Raw genomic sequence first — 20745 nt, forward strand, 5'->3', positions numbered from 1 at the left:
CGAGAACGAGTGAAACGTTATATTCTTCCAGAAAAAAGAAAACGGCCCAAAAGTAGGACCGTTCGAATTTCAAAAACTCGGTACACCATTAAGTCAAAACATGCTTAACTGAATGGTGTTATCACTTTGTGAGGCTTTTTTGTGCTAAATGTATTAATACCAACCTGCATAAATCTTTGATCAATTTAACGAATTAAATTGCACTATATCGTCGTTAAAAATTTTTCATTTACAACTGCATGGATGCAGGAGGTAGAGCAATGCAGGGAGCAATTGCCGAGAACAACTAGATACAAAAACTTTTGCCTAGTTCTAGCGTAATTTTCTTAACGTTAAATAGGCCCCATATATAAGCAGATTGGTATAACTTTACTAACACTCAAATTTTAGACACAAAAAAACCTGAGTAAACTCAGGTTTTTTAAACTAAACGGCGTTAACTATGACTTTTTAAGTGACAGTTTTTCGCCTTTTAAGCTTTTACGAACGCTTGAAATACGTGAGCGATTTACTGCTCTCGCTTCACCGGTTGCTTGTCCTGATAACTTGTTAGAACGTGTACGGCGTAAATGCGCTGGTTTTTTACCAATTTTATCAATGAGTACTTCACGGTTACTTACTTCATAACCTTCTAAATATACACGTTTGATTTTTTGGCCGATTAGCGTTTCAATTTCAAACAACGTATTTTCTTCTTCACGGCTAACAAATGAGATTGCTTGACCTTGACGACCAGCACGACCTGTACGGCCAATACGGTGAACGTAATCTTCTGCAAGCCATGGTAAATCAATATTAATTACACGAGGTAAGCCATCAATATCAATACCACGAGCAGCGACTTCTGTAGCCACTAATACGCGTACCTTGCCTTCTTTAAATTCACGTAAAGCACGACGACGGTTACCTTGAGATTTATCACCGTGGCAAACGCCTGCCGGAATACCATCAAGGTTAAGCTCTTTAACAAGCTCATCAGCGGTTTCTTTCATATTTACGAAGACAAGCACTTGTTGCCAGTTTTTCTTGCCAATCAATTCAGAAAGTAGCTCTTGCTTACGACGTTCTTCAACTGGGTAAACAACATGCTCAACAGTGCTTGCTGTACTATTAGTTTGATCAACACGAACTATTTCAGCTTGTTTTAATACCTTAGATGCAAACTGTTTAATTGCTGCAGGGAATGTAGCAGAGAAAAGTAAAATCTGGCGCTCTTCTGCACAGCTTTTAATCACGTTTTGCATATCTTCAATAAAGCCCATATCAAGCATACGGTCAGCTTCATCAAGAACAAGGTGCTTAACATTCGCAAGGCTTAAGTTACCTAGGCGAATATGGTCAAATAAACGACCTGGCGTTGCAACAACAACATCAACACCTTCTTTTAAAGCGTTTGCTTGGCCAGCAGTGCTAACACCACCAAATAAGCTAACGACTTTAAGTGATGTATGCTTTGCAAAATCTCTAAAATTATTTGCAATTTGCTCTGCAAGTTCACGCGTTGGTGCAAGTACTAATGCATGAGGTGCATTAGTTGTGCTGAGTTCAGACTCAACCAATTTTTGGATGATAGGTAAAGCAAACGCAGCAGTTTTGCCGGTACCAGTTTGTGCACTGGCTAAAACGTCTTTACCTTTACGAACAGCAGGAATTGCTGCGCGCTGAATGGGCGTAAGGGTGTGATAGTTAAGTTCGTCCAACGCCTGGATGATTTCAGGAGCGAAACTAAAAGATTTAAAATTCATGCTGTATAACCTACGGCCACATTATCAAGGGTCGCAAATTATACAGTAAAAATGAGCTAACAGTTAGTCATAACTTATCTTTTAACGTGTTTAATCTACTTTATAGCGTTTAAATATTAAAGAGGTGTTAATACCACCAAACGCAAAGTTATTACTCATCACGTAATCGGTATTAATCTCACGCCCTTGATGCCTTATGTAATCAAGCTGAGCACATTCGTCATCAACGTTATCTAAATTAATTGTTGGTGCAAACCAGTTATCAGCCATCATATTAATGCTTGCCCATGCTTCTATTGCACCACAAGCACCTAATGTATGCCCCAAATAACTTTTTAACGAGCTAATAGGCTTGCTGCCCAATGCTTTAAACGTTGCGTGAGACTCGGCAATATCACCTTTATCTGTTGATGTACCATGAGCATTAACGTAACCAATTTTTCCTGGTTCTAAATTGGCATCTTGCAGTGCCATTTCTATCGCTAGTTGCATTGTTTTTGATGTTGGTTGAGTAACGTGCTGTCCATCAGAATTACAACCAAAACCAACCACCTCAGCTAATATTGTTGCTCCGCGCGCTTTTGCATGTTCGTATTCTTCTAAAATAAGTGTACCCGCGCCTTCGCCTATCACTAAGCCATCGCGATTTTTATCAAAAGGTCTTGGTGTTTGTTTTGGTGTTTCATTTTTTGTAGATGTTGCATAAAGCGTATCAAATACTGCAGCCTCTGTGATGCATAATTCCTCTGCTCCACCAGCCACCATTATTTTTTGTCGGCCAAACTTAATCGCTTCATAGGCGAAGCCTATTCCTTGAGAGCCCGATGTACAAGCAGAGCTTGTTGTTATAACACGCCCTTTCAAACCAAAAAACACACCCACATTTACAGGGGCAGTATGCGCCATCATTTTAATGTAACTCGTGGCTGTTACACCTGACATCGACCCCGTTTCCATCATATTTGCAAAGGCGAGTAATGGCTCAGTAGAGCCCGTAGATGAGCCATACGCTATGCCCGTAGAGCCATCGGTTAGACTTTCGTGCTCGAGTAGTTTGGCTTGTTCAAGTGCGCATTCAGTAGCACGAGTTGACATAAGTGACACTCGCCCCATTGAACGGATTTGTTTTCGTTTGTAATGACTTGGTCGCTCAAAGTGTTTAACTGGCGCGGCTAAACGAGTATTGAGGTCGTCGGCTATATCCCACTCTGGCATAGTAACAACAGCATTTTCGCCTTTAATTAAGGCTTGTTTGAATTCAGACCAATCATCACCCAATGCAGTGACCACCGACATCCCTGTTACAACAACGCGTTTAATCAAACCATGCCACCATTAACCGAAATTACTTGGCGTGTTATGTAAGCTGCATCATCAGACATTAAAAAAGCGACTGTTCCCGCAACTTCTTTAACGCTCCCCATGCGTTTAAGGGGTATCATTTTCATCATTTCATCAATAGGTAATTCATCAGTCATCGCGGTTTCTATTAAACCAGGTGCCACACAATTAACTGTGATTTTGCGTTTTGCCAATTCTAATGCAAGTGCTTTAGTGGCCCCAATAATACCGGCTTTTGCTGCACTATAATTTACTTGCCCTCGGTTACCTGCAATACCTGACACCGATGACATTGTAATTATTCGCCCACCTTTACGGCTTTGTACCATAGGCATTACAGTTGGGTGCACTACATTATAAAACCCATCAAGGCCTGTACGTATTACACAATCCCAGTCTTCCCCTTGCATAGCAGGAAATGCCATATCGTTAGTAATACCTGCATTACACACCACGCCATAATAAGCGCCATGCTGAGCTATATCTTCTATTATTTGTGTTTTGGCCTGCTCTCTGTCACATACATCAAATTGTAATAAACTGGTGGTTCTACCTAATGCATTAATTTCATCGCATGTTGCTTGAGCTTGCTCAACACCCGCTCTGCAATGTACTGCAATATCAAACCCTTGCTCAGCAAGTTTTAACGCAATAGCTTTACCAATACCACGGCTTGAACCCGTAACTAAAATTCTTTTTGTCATTGATTTTCTCTTATAAATTCCAACGGGTTTTCAGGCTGAAATACATTAATTTTTGCTTGGCAAAGTAGAGTTTCACACACGAGTATTTGGCATTCAAATACACTTAAACCTGACTCTTCTTGATATAGCTTTTTCACTTCAATAGTCAGCTTACTGCCGTTTTTAAAACACGGTTGATAAGTTTGATATTTTCGCGTGCCAATTAAAAAACCAATTTTTACAGGTTTATTTTCATCATTCGCTAACGCACCAGCGTAAGCGGCAATAGACTGCGCCATGTACTCAACACCAATATAGCTAGGTACGCCGTTAATTGCAGGACTAAAAAAAGGGCTTTGCTCAGTTATAGTAACGCCGCATTGAGCTTCATCTTCGCTGTGTGTTAAAAGGCTATCTATTAAAATCATAGGCGCATCATGCGGGACTACTTGCTCTATAGGGTAATTAGTCAACGTTAACTCCCAATATTAAGCTGGCATTATTACCGCCAAACGCAAATGAATTAGATAAGCAGTATTTAAGAGCTGGCTTAAACGCTTGTTTTATTATTTTTATATCAGCCAAATCACTGCCTTCTTTAATCGCGTTATACGGCAGCATATGTTGGCCGCTGTCTTTTAATAATAACCAACATATACCGGCTTCAATGGCGCCTGCAGCACCAAGAGTATGCCCTGTTAAATGCTTACTTGAGCTAAGCGGGGTATTGTTGCCAAACACGCGATTAATTGCAAGTGCTTCCATTTCGTCATTTTTTACAGTAGCCGTACCGTGAGCGTTAATATAATCAATATCACCACAGGATAACTTTGCGCTTTTTAGTGCCTTTTCCATCGAGGCTTGGGCGCCCATCCCATTAGGATCGGGGGCTGACATATGATGCGCATCTGAGCTTTCGCCACTGCCTAGTAACATAACGCCGTTATTTGTTATTGCCGTATTTTTAGTCATTACAAATAAAGCGGCCCCTTCACCAATATTAATGCCGTCTCTGGTGCTAGAAAAAGGCTGGCATAAACCCGAGCTTAAAGAAGCGAGCGAGTCAAAGCCATTAATTGTTAATTGGCACAAACTATCCGCACCACCACAAATTACCACATCGGCTAAATCAGCATTTAGCAACGCTTGGGCGCTAATTAACGCTTTGCTACTCGACGTACACGCAGTAGAAATACTGTAACAAGCCCCTAGAGCCCCTATTTTATGTGCAATGTAATGAGCGGGTGTTGCTAGCTCTTGATCGCTGTAACTAAAGTCATCTGGCCAGAGTTTTGTACTTTCATAGCTTTTACGCGCTCTTTCGCCATCATGAATACCTGATGTACTAGTACCCATTACAATTGCGATACGCGCCTTATCAATATGCGAAAGCTTATCTAAGGTTGGCTTAATCTGCTCTAAAGCTAGATCAATAAATGTATTGATACGTTTATTATTTGATAAAGCAATAGACTGAACTTGCCCGACATATAGCGGGGTTTGCTCAGCACTTAAACTTTTATTTAAAGTTAATAAAGGAGTTGCAGGGTTATATTTATTTAAGCTTGTTGTGGTTGCATCTTGGCCTATGCCCATCGCACTCACAATGCCTAAATCATTTAGCCAATATGTCACTGTTCTGCCTTTTTAAATGTTATTTGATACTGATGTAAAATATTGTTCAACGTTGTCGACTCATCACTATAGTCAATGATGATAAATGTACCCTCATCGTTGAATACTCGCCGATTAGAGCCAACCTGCTCTATTAAAGCACCCTCTAACTGCTTTTGTAAAAATGCTACTGGCCAATGTACTAATGCAATATCCGCCAAAATATAATGAGGGTCTATCCCTTCTACCGCCAACATATTCCGTGTTTTTACTGGGCCATTTAAAGGTTTTTCAAGCTCCATAATTGGAAAGCCTTGCACTGTCATTAACAATAACTTTATTGCACCTTTGTCATTTATAGCTAATTGGGCAAATACAGTGTGTGTGTTTTGCTGATTCGTAATATACAAAACATGCTGCCAAGACTGACCAAACATTTGTGCTGGCACGCTATTAATATTTAATTGAATATTAGGTGATAGATACACTCTATTTTTAGATGCTGTAAAACTCGTACATGCGCTCAATACAGTAAATATAAATACACTACACACCGCATACTTAATTAATTTTGACATAACTGAGCCAACACATTTAAACGGCGTTCACTTTGTGCAACAAATGGGTTATTTGTATCCCATGCGTAGCCCGCTAAAATAGCACTAATCATTTCTCGTACCTGAGTATTTTGTTCAGAGTAAAATATCACATCCTGAAAACGCGTATCGTACCACCCTGTTACAAATGTTCTAAAACAATCGACTCCAGCTTGTAATGGCTGTGCGTAGTGAGTGTCAAAATCGACGACTTCGTTTTTTAAATAGCGATCAACAAGTGGGGCAATTAAATTTGCAGATTTGAGTGCAATTGTTACACCTGATGAAAATACTGGGTCTAAAAATTCCCCCGCATTACCCAATAAAGCGAAGTGCTTACCATATAACTTACTCACATTTGCCGAGTAGCCTTTAATATTTTTTGCTGGAGTTAATAACTCACGCTGCGCTAACAGTCTTTTTAAATAAGGGTCTTGCTCTATAAATTGATTTAGCACATCGCTAGGTTCGTCGTCATTAAAACGATCCGACTGCGCCACAACCCCAATACTCGCAGTACCATCACTAAAGGGAATAAGCCAATACCACACGTCAGAATATTGAGGGTGTACGGTAATCAAAATTTTATTACGATCGAAGCTTGTATCACTAATATTGTCTTTAAAATGACTAAAATAAGCGCTTCGAACAGGAAAGTTAGAGGGAAGCTCTAAATCTAACAATTTTGGTAATACACGCCCAAAGCCACTTGCGTCCAATACAAATCGGGCATTAACGCGATAAGCTTGCTGCTGCTCATTGTGTACCACTAATAATACACCATTTGGCTCATCACAGTAGTCAACCACCGTGTGCTTATATCTAATTTCTACGCCTTGTCCTTGTGCTTTGTCTGCTAATAATTTGTCAAAGTCGGCTCTTTTCACTTGATACGTAGTGCCTGGGCCTTTAGTAAATTTTTCGGTGAAGTTTATAGTCGTATTTTGCCCTGCCCGATGAAAAGCAGCGCCATCTTTAAACTGAAAACCTAAAGCCGCTGCGTTGTCATGTAGTGTATCGATTAAGCCCGCGTCTTCTAAGTACGCCATGCATTGCGGCAGTAAGCTTTCACCAATTGAAAAACGTGGAAACGCCTGCTGTTCAAGTACCAGTACCCGCCATCCCTTTTGAACTAAAAGACTACTAGCCAATGCACCAGAAGGCCCAGCGCCAATAACAACAACATCGTACTGCTCAAGGTTATTCAAATTATTGTTCCTTTTGAGGCTTTAAAACACTCAGCGGTGATAAAAAGTAAATAGCTAAAATCCCTACCATTACACTCAGCCCAAAGCTAAAAATAGCGGGTGTATCAGATGCACTCAACATGCCAAATACCCACATTGATGACGCAGCCGACAAGCTAATCGCTAACACATTTTTGGGCTCTAACTTATTTATTTGATAAAAAACGAGGTAATCAATTGCTAAAGCAATAACAAGTAACGCACCGAGTAAATTAAATAACGACAAGCTACCTTGAATCGCATTACATACCCAAAGCATGCTCAACACCACAACAGATAAAATGGTCACCTGCAACAGTGCTATTTTAAGCGTAAATCGCCAACTAAAAAGCAGCCAACTAATAAAACCCGCAAGCACTAGGCTTAATAGTAAATATTCACGGTAATCACTTAATAAAACACTAATTTGTTTAGGTTTATTATAAATATAAACACCTTTACTTTTTTCAACTTCATTAATTAATTGATCAGATGAAATACCCGAAATAGACATCCACGTTATCGATTGTTCTGACTCAACAACCATTTGAGAAAGCAGTAATGGTTTAAATGTACTCGTGGCGAGTGTTTCATAAGTTAATAAGGGCGCTTTTGTACTTGCTAGCACTTGCCCTGTAACGCGCTCTGCAATATCCAAAGTCCCTTTGTTTTTAGCCTGTTCAAACAAGGCTTGGTTATCCCTCTGCTTTTGTAAACTAGGCAACCAATGGCTAATGCTATTATGTTTAAAATTAGGGTTTAGTTGGGTTAAGCTTTTTAAAAATTGTTCTTGTTTTTGTAATAGCGCTTCGTCGCTATCTGCAAACATAAAAACAATTTGGCTATCCCATTGCCCAAGTAATAACAAATGCTTTTTTTCGTTTAGCATTAAATGTTCGGAGCTTGCATTTAATAGCTTTACATCATCATTAAAGCTAATAGGTTTTATTAAAAATAACGCACTTATAAGGGCTAATAATGTAATGAGTATTGGCTTTTTTAAACTATTGCAGTATAAAAAAACCTTAATGAGCTTTTGACTCATCAATAAACTCGAAGGCGATAACGTGAGTGTAGATTGCCACAATGGCAAAACTAAAACTGTAAATAGCCAAGCACTCACTAAACCCGCAATAACAAACACACCAACTTGAGATAATAACGTTAGTGGTGCACCTAGTAAGCAGCAATAACCCAGCGTAGTCGTAATAAGAGAGAGTAAAAGCGCAGATTGAGTCCCTTTGCTGTAGCCTTTTTCATGCTCTTTTTTGGCTAAGTCAGTCATACCATGAAATGCATAATCAATGGCAATACCAATCAAGGTAACTGCAAAAACAAGCGTTAATAAATGAATAGTATTAAACAGCAACACCATAGCGATAGCGCCACCAATAAGTGCGCTCAGTACGGTAAAGCTTGCTAATAAAATACTGTTTAAACGCCTAAATACCCAAAATACCATAGCAATAAGGGCTAATAAGCTAATGCCACCAAACAGGCTCATCTCGTATTTAGCTTGTTTAGCATTTTCAGCCGTATGAAATAACACACCAGAGTAAGTAATGCTTAAATCAGGGTAGGTTTTATTAAGTATATTTATCTGTTTAATTATCGCGCCAGCTAAATCAATTGATTTATTAACCCCTAAATTTTCGGGCGCTAAGTTTGCCAAAATGACACGGTATTCAACGCCTTTTAAACGTCGAGTTAAACGACCTTGTTCAAGCGTAAACAATTGGCTTTGTTTTAAGTTATCTTCTATAAATGCCGCTAAGCTCAAACTTGTATCTTTGCTTAAGGTAGCACTTACAAATGGGTTGCCTAACTGATTTAATTGCTCAAGGTAATAATGTTCAAACGTTGTTTTTTTGCTTAATGTTTGCTTGTAAGTATCACTTAATAACGCATGTTTGAAAGGTGAGAATGTTTGCGCTAAATCGTTAACGGACGGAAAGTTAAATGTGCTTTTAATTGCATTATCGTCAAGCCATTTTTGGAAATCATCAAATGCTTTATTTTTATTATTCCCTGCAAACGAGAACATAATACGGTTAGTATTTTGCTGAAAAAAAACATCTTCCGCATGTGCAATTTGGGAGTGCGACTTTGGCAATAAGCTAAACATATCGGCGCTAAACGTTGGTTTAGACAGCCAAAAAGCTGCAGCAAAAAGTAAAATTAAACTGCTAAACCACCCTACAATAACGGTAATTCGTTTTGTCACTGCACTATTCCCTTAATTAACCACTGCATTATTTAAAAACATAATTTTATTTGGGATAAGTAAACTCAATTTTTGTGTTATTTCCTGAGTGCTCATTTAGTGTAATACTACTTACTTGCTTAGCTGTTTCACATAAAATAAAATCACTAAATAATTGCTGTAACATCGCTTCTTTTGGTGTTAACTGTGTGCAACTGTCTTGCATTATAGCAATATCAAAACGTGTTTCCAGCGCACTCATATTTACGCTAAGTAAGTCACTCAGTAATCCTACAAATTGCTCGCTACCGGGTTGTGGTATTAACTCACCTTTGGCATTTTGTGCAAGCACTTTGCCGTTTTCTATTATGAGCATGCTCTCAACAGGCATTTTCACTTGCCAAATGAGCTTTTCATCAATTAACGAAAAAACACCCGACGAAATAAAAGGCTGAGCAAATCCATTAAATTGCTTATATTGCTTAAACTCACCTTTAATAGATGCTGCATTTACTACAGAGCAAAACAGTAAAAAGCTAATGGCTACACTCAATGTAAAACATTTTAAAAAATTCATTTAATCGCCTATAAAATAAAAATTTAATTCAAAACCGCTTTTAACTTATTAAATAAAATAGCGGGTGATTCAAATTGCATTTCTTTAGAGCTAACCTCAACCGCAACTTGCGTGGTTGAGGCTTTAGTAAGGCGCTTATTAGTTAGCGAGTCAGTAATTACGTAATCAATCCGTAGTCTATTTTCGTATTCTTTTAAATAAGCCGCTACTTTAATTTTTTGAGTAAATACTGCTGAGGCAACATACTTTATTTGCATATCAACAATAGGCCACGCATAGCCCGATTCATGCATTTGTGGGTAATCATAATCAAATAAACGCAGTAACTCGCAGCGCGCTACTTCTAAATAACGTGGGTAATTACCATGCCATACAACATTCATTGGGTCGCAGTCATGAAATGGAATTTCAATTTCTACCACATGCGTTAATAATGCACCTTTACTATTCATACAACGCCCAACGTTTAGTTTGAATATATCCTATTGTTTGCCTTAGCACGGCTTCCATTGGTCTATCCTCAGTGAGGTTTTCAAAGTAATCCGTTATATCTGTATACATGTTTTGCATATCTTGCGTTAAAGTCGAAAACTCAAGATCGCCTTGCTTAATACGTAATCTAACACCTTGAATACTGGCTAATAACGTACTTGCTAACACTTGTTCTGTTAGCTGCAAAATACGTAAACAATCGCGAGACGCAATAGTCCCCATACTCACTTTATCTTGATTATGACACTCCGTAGAGCGAGAAAAAACGCTGGCCGGCATGGTTAGTTTTAATGCCTCGGCTGTGTAAGCACTACAGCCAATTTGAACCGCTTTAAAACCATGATTAATATAACGACGCTCTGGTGCACTATCAGACAAGTTTGAAGGTAGCCCATTGTTGTACTTAGTATCAACCAAAGAAGCGATTTGTCTGTCTGCTAAATCAGCAAGGTTTGCAACGGCTGTTTTCATGCTATCCATTGCCATTGCAATGTGGCCTCCGTAAAAATGCCCGCCGTGTAATACATGCTCACCTTGGCCGTCAATTATTGGGTTATCGTTTGCTGAGTTAAGCTCGTTTTCTATCATGTGCCTAAAAAACGGAAGACTGTCTTGCAGCACACCAATAACATGAGGTGCACAACGGATTGAATACCTATCTTGAAGTCTGTCTGCATTACGAGGGTGATCGTGATGGTTTAAATCTTCTCTTATCCAACGCGCAATTTGTTGCTGCCCAGGATGTGGCTTAACTGAAAATAATATCTCATCAAAATGATGGCTATTTCCTTTAAGCGCTAAACTTGATAATGCAGTAATACGGCTCGCCAGTTTAGCTAAGTAATTAGCCCTATCAAACGCTAAACACGCTAATGCCGTCATTACCGCTGTGCCATTCATAACGGCAAGACCTTCTTTTGGCCTTAGAGTGAGTGGCTCTAAGCCAACTTCTTTCATAACTTCAGCACTGTTACGTACTTGGTCTTTGTAAAACACATCACGCTCGCCTACCATCGCACCTGCAACGTAAGATAACGGTGTTAAATCGCCACTGGCACCTACTGATCCTTCTTGTGGGATCACAGGCACTATATCGTTATTTAAGTAATCTTTAAGTAGGTGCAGCATTTCCCAGCTAATACCAGAGTAGCCCTGTGAAAGTGATGTTAAGCGGGTCGCTAAAATTGCACGCCCTTGCACTTTATTAAATACATCCCCAAGTCCACAGCCGTGAAATCGAGTTAAATGCAGAGGTAATTCATCAACTAAATCAAGGGGTACAGCCACCGTTACAGAATCACCGTAACCAGTAGTAACGCCGTAAATCACGCCATCTTCTTTTAAAAGTGTGTCTAAAAAACGCAAAGCGCTATTAATTTTAACGCTAAAAGTTTCACAGCTATTTAATTGCACTTGTGTTTCATTAAAGGCAACTCGAACAATATCTTCAATTGATAATCGCTGATTGCCAAAAAGCTGTATATTTTGTTCAGTCACACTTGTTCTCCATTGATTGATCGCGCACTACCTGCTGATCACTTTTCCAAAAATCGTAAAAATTAAACCACTGATAAGGATATAAAGCTGCGTAATAACTCAAACGCTGTGCATAGTCAGTAATAATAAGTGTTAGCGCCTGCTGTCGCTCTCGTCGAGGCATTTTTAATGATTGGCTGTAATGTTCAAATATCACTTGATACTTTTTGCTTTTTTTATCTTTTAAGCAAAACAAAAAGTAAACAGGGCAATCAAGCAGCGCGGCTAATATAAAAGGCCCCTGTGAAAATGGGGCATTTTTGCCTAAAAATGGTACCTGTACCGACCGAGAAGCCGTTGTTGTGCTTGTTCTGTCGCCAACAATAACGATTATTTCTCCCTGCTCTACTTTTTCTTTTAGTAAAATAGCTAAGTCAGGCCCCATATCAGTCACTTGTATTAAATTAACCGACACATCTGGGTTAATCTTTTTAAGCATTTTATTAAATTCAACAGCGTGATGGGTAAACACCAGTACATTTATTTTTTTACTGCTGCGGTGCTGGCTAAGTGCCCTGCACACCTCTAAATTACCCAAGTGAGAACCTATAAAAATAGCCCCTTGATTTTGCTCATCTAACTCAGCAAATAAATGCTCATTCGTGTATTTAATATCACGTTGGGTTATTCGCCCAAGCCAAGCATCAATTTTATCTAATGCACTATCTGCAAAACTGCAAAAGTGCGTTAATTGCATTTTAAACGTAACAGGTTGTTTGCAGCCTTGGTAAACATTAACCTGCGCTAAAAACGCTTTAGATGCTACACGCGCTACTTTTCCTGTTAAAAAAAGATAAAAAACGACAGGAAACAAAACAATCCACAGCCCTTTTCTACCCAGTAATTTATGAGCAAATAATAGTATTTGAATACCTAAAAAATTACCGCGCTCTTGCATTTTAGACCAGTGTTTAGCGGCCATAACGCCTCTTTAATTTATGCCAAATTAACACAGGAGAGCGAATCAACATGCCAAAAAACAAGCGAGTGTGTAACCACGAAATACGCACGTTATCGTGTAATGGCTGAAAATGAGAAAGCCCATTTTCGGGGTAAATTACTTGGCTAGGTAAAAATACAAAAGGCACATTGCGCCAATATAAACGCACTAAAATTTCGGGGTCAAAATCCATGCGTTTTCCAAGCGATACCTCATCAATTAGCTTTGTACTTGGCTCAAGCGGATATACTCTAAAGCCACACATCGAATCTACAATTGTAAAACTTAACGTTTCAATCCATACCCACACATGCGTTAAATAACGTGCTAAATAACGGTGTTTAGGCACTGAATCGTCATATATTGGGCAACAGCTTATAAGCGCTTTAGGCTGAGCGTTTGAAAGCGCTATTAGTTTTTTAATATCAGATAAGTCATGCTGCCCATCAGCATCAACCTGTATCGCATGCGAAAAACCTAGCTTATGTGCCTGCTTTAAGCCGGTTTGTACCGCGCCGCCTTTGCCTTGATTATCGTCGTGGGTAACTACACTCAACTGCGCGTGTTTTGCATCGAGCTTACTGAACACATTTTTAGCTTCGGCGTTGCTTGCGTCATCGACCATAATAATTGCAAGATTAAATGACGATAATTGGCTCAGTACATCATCAATAACCGTAATGTGATTATAATTTGGGATAACAATACAAAAGTTATTCATTTATCAGGCTATCAAAAACAACACGGCCAGATGCATGCTGTCCTTTGTTTGAATTATACGAAAAGGTATATTTATTCTCTGCTTTTTGCTCAAGCAATAATTCGATTGTTATACCTGGGGTAATCACTACCTGAAACTTTAATACTTCAACATTTTTAACAGGTTGCTGAACACTATAATATTTACAAATTGCAGCCACTGCCCAGTCTAATTGCACAACACCGGCGAGTATTGGGCCATCCGTAAAATGTCCTTTGAAATAATCTAAATCGTGAGGAACTAGTAAGCTTAATTTATACTTTTGCTCTGCTTTTTCAAAAGACAGTAAATCAGGCTGTGTTTTAATCAACTTTTGCAAAAAGACTCTCCAATGCTTTTAAATTTAACTTTGCCTGTGAGTTGTATGGTAATTGATCTACAAAACGCCACTTTTTAGGGATACAAATTCGCTCAAAACGCGCTAGTGCATGCGCCTTTAATAAGTTATTTGTGGCTAACTTACCGTCACTATTAAAAAACATCTGTCCACTATGCGTAAGCACAACAATAGCGCCTACAATTAATCGCTCACCAGGCAAGGCGATTACTTTAGCTTCACTTACCCACTCACTAGTACACAAATATTGTTCTAGCTCATCTAAACTTAATCGCTTCTCTTCTAATTTTATAATTCGATCGAATCGGCCTAATAATCTAAATTGACCGTTTTTAAGTACTTCGCCTCTATCATCTAAAGGGTAATTTTTGTCGCGAACGAGCGGTGAGTTTAAAATTAAACGCTGATCGTCCAAAGCCCGTACTTTAATACCCGAAAAAGGCTGCCAAAGGCTAACCTTTTCAAGTGAAGTAACTTGTCGATATGCAATACCACCGGTTTCGGTACTACCAAAAACTTGTGTAACTGGTTTATTTAATTGCGTAAACAACGATACAGCATCTTCGTTTAATAGCGGTCCACCTGATGAGAAAATCCATTGTAAATGAGACTTATCATCCACTAAAACATTATCAATACATAACCGTTTTAACTGTGCTGGGCTTGAAACAAACACTACTTTTTTAAATAACTTGAGCTTTGTAGCTATATGTTCTGGGTAATGCAATAGTTCTGTATTTACAACCTTTCCTGCACGTAATGGCCACAATAATCTAAACAATAAGCCGTATATATGCTGATGCGAAATACTCGCTATAAAAATAGGATTATCAATCAGTGCGTAGCTATTAATTAATGTACTTAATTCTTTATTTATTACCTGCCACGTTTTTACAATTGGCTTTGCTTTACCCGACGAGCCCGACGTGTAAAAAACAATTGTGCCTTCTTGAGGCCATTTAATTGTTTCAATAGATACAAAGTGAGGTTGATTATCTAAAGTGCCTATATCTAAAAAATCAGCCTCTAAATCGGCTACTAATTCAGACTCACCAATAAAAAAAGGTGTTTGTTTAAGCAAGGAGTTTAACGTTGCAGGTTGCCCATTAGGCGGCAAAATCACTGTGTTTCCGTGTAGTGCCAAAGCAAATAAGTACACGGCAAATTTGTAGGTGTCTGTGGTGTATAAAACAACCGATGATTTAGCATTTAACGTTGATAGCTTTGCTAAAACTTCGTTTATATCACTAACAAACTGACGCTCCGAAATATCATTATCAGTATGATTAAAACATGTTCTTATCGCATTACTTTGAAAAGCATTAAACACCGGCGTTCCTTTTTTCTTTTTGTCTGACTAGCCACTCTATAGCAAACAATGTGCCCATAGCTAAGTAAGCAATAAAACCATTATAAAAAGCCCAGGTTTCTAGGCTACTAAAAATACTGGTGTACAGGGCAATGCCACCGTTTAATACAAAAAACACACACCACACTAGCGTTACTTTTTTTGTATAAATTACACCGTTTTCATCAAGTGAGGGCTCAGTAATGCGCGCAAAGGTTTCAATAATAGAAGGCCCTTTATACAAAGAATACGCAAACACAACTAACATAACTAAATTAATGATTACGGGATACAAACGCAGCCCTAAATCGCTATCCATTACCTTGGAAATCAAAATAGTAATGGCTGCTAAAAATGTAGCGGGCTTTAACCACGGCATTTTATCAAACAAGGCTTTGCTTAACCAAAGTCTAAGCCCGAGTAAAAATAGCAGTAATACTGTAATAATCTGACTATTAAAACGCGTAAGGCCTACGTACACAATAATAGGGTAGCAAGCCAAGCAAATCATAATTAACGTTGTTAAAACTGCTTTTAACATAGTATTAGTTAACTAACTTTTCTATTTCGGTGACTATGTCTTGCACTGTGCGCACAAGTTTAAAGGCATCAGGCTCAATTTTTTTACCTGTGATTTCTCTTAATTTCACAACTAAGTCAACTGCATCAATACTGTCTAAATCAAGATCTTGGTACAGGTTAGCCTCTAAGCTAATATCTTCTGGGTCTATTTCAAATTCGTTTTCTAAAATGCCGTGTAATACATCATAAATTTCAGCAGCGGTTTTCATCTTTCTTCCTACTCTTATATATTAAGAACGTGCTTGTTCAATAAATTTTGCTAAAGAATTAACTGAGGCAAAGTGCGCTTTAGTTTGATCAGAGTTTGCATCTATTTTCACATCAAATTGCTTCTTTATCGCAAGACCAAGCTCTAATGCATCTATGCTGTCTAACCCTAGGCCATCTACAAATAAAGCGTCATCATCTTGTATGTCAGCAGTGGTCATGTCTTCAAGGTCAAGGCTTGAGATAATCAGTTGTTTTATTTGTTCTTTTAATTCGCTCATATATTTTTTAGCTCTTGTGTAAAATAATGTTGTAAATCTTTAGTCAATTGGCGTGATTGCATCGCAGGCATATCGCTGTGGTACGTTGCACAATTAAACTGCTGGCTCGCAAGCCCCATTGTAAAATGCGCCTGATATGGCGCGACCTTATACCAAGGTGTGCCTTTGGTTAAAGTGTTTGGCTTCATTTTAATTAAAAAAGTAGTAATGGGCGCATGACATCTAATTGCAATATTTGCAGCGCCTCGTTTAAACTTTAATGTTTTGTGAGGCTCTGTCCGTGTCCCTTCAGGAAATACAATTAAGTTATTACCCTTTTGCAAACTGCGCTCGCATTCTCGTAATAGCTCCTGCGGATCGTCATTACTTATATAGCCGGTGCTTTTAATAACGCCGCGCATAAAAGGATTTTTAAATAAATGCGCCTTTACTACGCAATCTGCATTTTTTACTACCGAAATTAAAACAACAACATCAATTAAAGAAGGATGGTTTGCTAATATCAGTTGCCCTTTTAAGCCTTCAATTTTTGCTTTATCGTTGACATGAAATCGAATAACGCCCGTTACATGCATTAAACTAACAAACCATTTGAAGCTGTAATGTACTGTTTTTCGAGCCTTAATCTTTTGTTTAACTGAGTCACTTTGAAATAGGCGCTGAGCAGGAAAAACAATAAAGGCTAATACTAAACCACCAACCCCAAAAACTGAAAAGCAAAATGCAGTAGCAATAATCCGCCAAATCAATCCACATAACCTTTGTACATTTTTAAGCATGGTATGTAAGCTGCCAATCGTGCTCAAGCGTGTTATGAACAAGTAATGTATTGCTTCGCTCATACAAAGCTTTAGCGCATTGAATACTCATTGGTAAGTCGCTTTTTTCCATGCCCGTATTAAATACTTTGTTTAAACTAAAGTGGGGTTCGCCTTTTTGCGGCGCTCTTATTATTAAACCAATAGAGTGTGCTATTTGCTGTTCATCGGCGTACTGAGCGTAAATATCGGGGAGGGGTTCATCGGTATGAACTATTAATATGTGTTGCTGATCGTTATCAGCAAGTCTTACAAAGCCATCTACGAGTGCATAAATAAAGCTTTCGGCTCCTGCAGCAATAGCATTTGTAGCACTTGTATTGCCCTGTATTATCCCAAAAAGTCCCGAAGCTGCATTATGCACACTTAACCCAAAACCAGTGGGCGACAGTGGCTGATCATTTACTACATCAACAAGTAAGTTAGACGTTTTGTGAAAATCACCGTGGCGAGAAGAAAAAACACTCGGTAAATTAACATAGTTACCTTGAGTGCTTACTTGATGAGCACTAAAGAGTGCCATTTTAATAAAGGAAGTCATTCGGCGTCGCTGCATAGCAGGCACCCAACTAAGATTTAATACAGAGGAATCAAACCAATTACTCTCTTTTATTTGTCGCTGTTCGGGCTTTATCCATATAGCGAGTTCTTCAACAACAAATTTCACAGTTCAACGTATTTTATTAAAAATAAGGGAGGGAATTTTACCGATTTTAGCAATAGAAGTAAATAATCTTTAACAAAAAGCACCGAACTAGCAAGCTGTTCAGTGCTCGCTCATATTACTAAGAAAGTAGTGCTATATCGCCTTGCTTAATACACTTAGCTGCGCCGCCTACAACATCGCTGTTATTTAACTCATTAATTAATACTTCGCCTTGAGCTTGTTGTTCATCATTAAGCGGTAAATACGGTAATCTAAATACTGGGTTTACTGCACCTGTCATCATCATGGCGGTATTAATAGCAATAGGATTTGGCTCACAGAACAACCAGTTCATTAATGGCTGTAATGAGGTATTTAACTCATCATTTTTAGTATCCATTAACTGACGGAACAAACCAGGAATAAGGTTAGATGTAACCGAAATAACACCGTGCGCTTTATGTGTGTGGCGCGCATCATGGCTTTCGTCATCGTTACCCGACCAACATGCAATACCTTGTTGCTCATAATGGGCTATGCGTTCATTGCCGCCACACTCTTTAATACCAATAAAATGCTCGTGCTGTGCCAGTGGCTCAATAATATCAGGTGTTAGGTCTTGACCTGTTCGCCCTGCAACGTTGTAAATAAAGGCAGGTCCAATATCTAACACACGTTTAAAGTGCTCTTTAACACCCGCGATTGACGTACGTCCGTAGTACGGGTTAATTTGCAGTGCTGCATCCATACCGCTGGCAAAGCCATACTTAGTTGCTTTGATAGCTTCACGGGTATTGTTACTACCGGTATTACCAACAATAACTAGTTTGTCGCCATACTTGTTTGCACTGTGCGCTATAAGCATTAAATGCTCTTCCCAGTTCATTAACTGGCCTTCGCCTGTTGTGCCACCGACTACAATACCATCAACGCCCGCTGCAATTTGTATTTCTACGAGTTCATCGTACTTTGCTAGGTCTATTTCACCGTTTGCTAAGTATGGCGTTTTGATAGCTGTAATAAGGCTTGCTTGTTTAATTTTCTCTAGGGTGCGCATAAAAAATCATTATTTATAAAACTTGCGCTATTTGTAACATAATTGCCGGTACTTTTGGAGGTGTAAGCGCACATTTAATTATAAAATCGCTTGTGTTATTAAGTTTGGTAATACAAAATGAATAACTGTATATATAAACAGTGTTTTATTTTTAACGATACCAGAGGCTTTATGCGTTTATCTGACTACTTAGCAACTCATTTTTATAACACCGATGAACTGTGCCAAGCATTAAATATAGATACAGATATACTTTTAGCTTGGCAAGAGCGAAGTGTTTTCCCCAAACCAAGTTACTGTATTAAAAGCCAACTTAGCTGCAGCTCATATTCAGGCTTATATGAATGCGAAGAGTATGACGACTATTACCCGCGCGGCTGTGTTAATTGGGGGCAAGGTCTTTTAAAACAAAAAATAGAATCATCAAGCCACGCTTTTAATTATTTTGCACAGCAATATACTGCAAGCCTGACTAAACTCGCTCAGCAAGGATTTACGTTTAGCGAAGAGTTATTTGGCTGCGAAATAGGCGAGCATCTACAACAAGTTTGGCAACAGTTTTTGTGCAGTAAGTACGGCGTACTTACTCAAAATGGATTAATAGACGAAATAGTCTCGGTAGATATTGGCAGGTTATTAGTTGACGACATTACCGAACTGCGCAGTAAAGCGAGTTTAAACCAAGACGAAAGAGCGCTACTACACCCGGCTATTAAGCTTTTAAACAAAGCACTAGGGCACGGCGCCGATCATGAAAAACAGCATACATTACGCACCCGTTATATAGATGCGCTTATTTTAAAGTACGATTTGTCTATTAAATAACGTTTAAATTTACTTTGATAAAAACGTAGTGCTAAACGACCCTAAGTCTTCGTAACTAATTGTGGTTAACTGATCGGTATTAAGCTCAACAACACCACAGTAAGAGCCTGTTATAAACACTTGCCCTGCTTTTAAGTTGATTCCTTTGGCTGATAAGTAATTAACCGCCCAATAAAGTGGAAGTTGCGCAAGTTCTGCAGGATGCACACCCGCCAAGCTTAACTCTGCTTCAGTTTGCTTGATGTTAATATTAACAGTACTTGCATTATAGGCTTTGGTTTTATCTATTTTTGGGCCTAAATACACACCTTGATTAGATAAACCATCGGCCAGCTTTTCAATGTGAGTGCTTGGAGTGTCTTCATCAAACCTTTTTTGAATAAGCTCAAGTGCTAAGTGGGCGCTGGCAAATGCAGTATCCACGTCTTCATTTGTATAGGTTTTATTACTTGGTAAATCGCTTTGCAAAATAAATGCAATTTCTGGTTCTATCAGCGCTTTATTGTTTGTTGTATACAGTGGGCAATTTTCAGCTTGTTTTATAGGTGCATGTAAAAGAGGCGCTAATATAATTGAGCCATTATCTAAAGGCAGCATACACTTCCAGCCATATACAGTTTGATCATTTAAATAAATCATCAACTTTTGTACTTCTATTGCATCGTCAGTCGAGTCTAATACCAACTCTTTAGGAAAGTTTGAACGTGCTGGTTTTTCTTCTCTTTGTGCCATTAAGTGAGTAGCAATTAGTTTTAGCTGTATTGAGTTGTTCACATAAATCTCTTTAAAATACGTTACTGGTTAAGCAGTCAGGGTAAGATTACGTAAGCTCAATAAATAAGCTGTAAAACTTTATCTGCATAATCAGTATCGAGTGCAGCTTTGAAACGCTTAGCTTTCAGACCTTTTTTACAGCTTTTTTCAAGTTTCA

The 20745-nt window shown here is 38.6% G+C and carries 23 protein-coding genes; 1 reads left to right on the forward strand and 22 read right to left on the reverse strand.

Annotated elements, in window-relative coordinates; genetic code table 11:
* Window positions 1-440: 440 nt before the first annotated feature.
* From I6F49_RS18850 to dapA, 21 genes are all read right to left on the reverse strand, one after another.
* Window positions 441-1745, reverse strand: coding sequence for a DEAD/DEAH box helicase (locus I6F49_RS18850; RefSeq protein WP_197181618.1), 1305 nt, complete (start codon window positions 1743-1745; stop codon window positions 441-443).
* 90 nt (window positions 1746-1835) lie between these two features.
* On the reverse strand, window positions 1836-3065 hold the full coding sequence (locus I6F49_RS18855; RefSeq protein WP_197181632.1) for a beta-ketoacyl-ACP synthase: 1230 nt from the start codon (window positions 3063-3065) through the stop codon (window positions 1836-1838).
* Entirely contained in the window at window positions 3065-3790 is a 726-nt protein-coding gene (gene fabG, locus I6F49_RS18860; RefSeq protein ID WP_197181619.1) for a 3-oxoacyl-ACP reductase FabG, read from the reverse strand. The genes I6F49_RS18855 and fabG overlap by 1 nt, the downstream gene beginning before the upstream one ends.
* Window positions 3787-4242 carry an ApeP family dehydratase gene (locus tag I6F49_RS18865; protein WP_024591752.1) on the reverse strand — a complete coding sequence of 152 codons (456 nt, stop codon included), beginning with the start codon at window positions 4240-4242 and terminating at the stop codon, window positions 3787-3789. The genes fabG and I6F49_RS18865 overlap by 4 nt, the downstream gene beginning before the upstream one ends.
* The gene (locus I6F49_RS18870) at window positions 4235-5404 is read right to left on the reverse strand and encodes a beta-ketoacyl-ACP synthase (protein ID WP_197181620.1); all 1170 of its coding nucleotides are present in this window, start codon (window positions 5402-5404) and stop codon (window positions 4235-4237) included. The genes I6F49_RS18865 and I6F49_RS18870 overlap by 8 nt, the downstream gene beginning before the upstream one ends.
* The gene (locus tag I6F49_RS18875) at window positions 5401-5961 is read right to left on the reverse strand and encodes a DUF3261 domain-containing protein (protein ID WP_197181621.1); all 561 of its coding nucleotides are present in this window, start codon (window positions 5959-5961) and stop codon (window positions 5401-5403) included. Before I6F49_RS18875 ends, I6F49_RS18870 begins: the two co-directional genes overlap by 4 nt.
* Window positions 5949-7187, reverse strand: a complete 1239-nt coding sequence (locus tag I6F49_RS18880; protein WP_197181622.1) for an NAD(P)/FAD-dependent oxidoreductase — start codon at window positions 7185-7187, stop codon at window positions 5949-5951. The genes I6F49_RS18875 and I6F49_RS18880 overlap by 13 nt, the downstream gene beginning before the upstream one ends.
* 1 nt (window position 7188) lies before the next feature.
* Complete coding sequence (locus I6F49_RS18885) at window positions 7189-9429, reverse strand: MMPL family transporter (RefSeq protein ID WP_197181623.1); 2241 nt, start codon at window positions 9427-9429, stop codon at window positions 7189-7191.
* 46 nt (window positions 9430-9475) lie between these two features.
* Complete coding sequence (locus I6F49_RS18890) at window positions 9476-9985, reverse strand: outer membrane lipoprotein carrier protein LolA (protein WP_197181624.1); 510 nt, start codon at window positions 9983-9985, stop codon at window positions 9476-9478.
* 23 nt (window positions 9986-10008) lie between these two features.
* Window positions 10009-10437, reverse strand: coding sequence for an acyl-CoA thioesterase (locus tag I6F49_RS18895; protein ID WP_007580812.1), 429 nt, complete (start codon window positions 10435-10437; stop codon window positions 10009-10011).
* Window positions 10430-11974, reverse strand: a complete 1545-nt coding sequence (locus I6F49_RS18900; protein WP_008137191.1) for an HAL/PAL/TAL family ammonia-lyase — start codon at window positions 11972-11974, stop codon at window positions 10430-10432. The genes I6F49_RS18895 and I6F49_RS18900 overlap by 8 nt, the downstream gene beginning before the upstream one ends.
* Complete coding sequence (locus tag I6F49_RS18905; protein WP_101216995.1) at window positions 11967-12935, reverse strand: LpxL/LpxP family acyltransferase; 969 nt, start codon at window positions 12933-12935, stop codon at window positions 11967-11969. The genes I6F49_RS18900 and I6F49_RS18905 overlap by 8 nt, the downstream gene beginning before the upstream one ends.
* Complete coding sequence (locus I6F49_RS18910; protein WP_197181625.1) at window positions 12925-13674, reverse strand: glycosyltransferase family 2 protein; 750 nt, start codon at window positions 13672-13674, stop codon at window positions 12925-12927. The genes I6F49_RS18905 and I6F49_RS18910 overlap by 11 nt, the downstream gene beginning before the upstream one ends.
* Complete coding sequence (locus I6F49_RS18915) at window positions 13667-14032, reverse strand: ApeI family dehydratase (RefSeq protein ID WP_197181626.1); 366 nt, start codon at window positions 14030-14032, stop codon at window positions 13667-13669. The genes I6F49_RS18910 and I6F49_RS18915 overlap by 8 nt, the downstream gene beginning before the upstream one ends.
* On the reverse strand, window positions 14016-15380 hold the full coding sequence (locus tag I6F49_RS18920) for an AMP-binding protein (protein ID WP_197181627.1): 1365 nt from the start codon (window positions 15378-15380) through the stop codon (window positions 14016-14018). The genes I6F49_RS18915 and I6F49_RS18920 overlap by 17 nt, the downstream gene beginning before the upstream one ends.
* Window positions 15373-15939 (reverse strand): hypothetical protein, encoded by a 567-nt coding sequence (locus I6F49_RS18925; protein ID WP_197181628.1) that lies wholly within the window; start codon window positions 15937-15939, stop codon window positions 15373-15375. Before I6F49_RS18925 ends, I6F49_RS18920 begins: the two co-directional genes overlap by 8 nt.
* A 4-nt stretch (window positions 15940-15943) precedes the next feature.
* Window positions 15944-16189 (reverse strand): acyl carrier protein, encoded by a 246-nt coding sequence (locus tag I6F49_RS18930; RefSeq protein ID WP_002958648.1) that lies wholly within the window; start codon window positions 16187-16189, stop codon window positions 15944-15946.
* Window positions 16190-16210: 21 nt separating this feature from the next.
* Window positions 16211-16468: a phosphopantetheine-binding protein gene (locus I6F49_RS18935; RefSeq protein ID WP_007580830.1), complete on the reverse strand. Its 258-nt coding sequence runs from the start codon at window positions 16466-16468 to the stop codon at window positions 16211-16213.
* Window positions 16465-17247, reverse strand: coding sequence for a lysophospholipid acyltransferase family protein (locus tag I6F49_RS18940; RefSeq protein ID WP_197181633.1), 783 nt, complete (start codon window positions 17245-17247; stop codon window positions 16465-16467). Before I6F49_RS18940 ends, I6F49_RS18935 begins: the two co-directional genes overlap by 4 nt.
* The gene (locus I6F49_RS18945; protein ID WP_197181629.1) at window positions 17240-17953 is read right to left on the reverse strand and encodes a beta-ketoacyl synthase chain length factor; all 714 of its coding nucleotides are present in this window, start codon (window positions 17951-17953) and stop codon (window positions 17240-17242) included. Before I6F49_RS18945 ends, I6F49_RS18940 begins: the two co-directional genes overlap by 8 nt.
* A 118-nt stretch (window positions 17954-18071) precedes the next feature.
* Complete coding sequence (gene dapA / locus I6F49_RS18950) at window positions 18072-18989, reverse strand: 4-hydroxy-tetrahydrodipicolinate synthase (RefSeq protein ID WP_197181630.1); 918 nt, start codon at window positions 18987-18989, stop codon at window positions 18072-18074.
* A gap of 171 nt (window positions 18990-19160) precedes the next feature.
* On the opposite strand from dapA, the gene I6F49_RS18955 reads away from it, so the two are divergent.
* Window positions 19161-19814: a DUF6058 family natural product biosynthesis protein gene (locus I6F49_RS18955; RefSeq protein ID WP_197181634.1), complete on the forward strand. Its 654-nt coding sequence runs from the start codon at window positions 19161-19163 to the stop codon at window positions 19812-19814.
* 9 nt (window positions 19815-19823) lie between these two features.
* Here I6F49_RS18955 and I6F49_RS18960 read toward each other — a convergent pair whose 3' ends face one another.
* Window positions 19824-20588 carry a 2-keto-4-pentenoate hydratase gene (locus tag I6F49_RS18960; RefSeq protein WP_197181631.1) on the reverse strand — a complete coding sequence of 255 codons (765 nt, stop codon included), beginning with the start codon at window positions 20586-20588 and terminating at the stop codon, window positions 19824-19826.
* Window positions 20589-20745: the final 157 nt, after the last annotated feature.

It is taken from the genome of Pseudoalteromonas sp. SWN166, from assembly GCF_015864485.1.
Classification (GTDB): domain Bacteria; phylum Pseudomonadota; class Gammaproteobacteria; order Enterobacterales; family Alteromonadaceae; genus Pseudoalteromonas.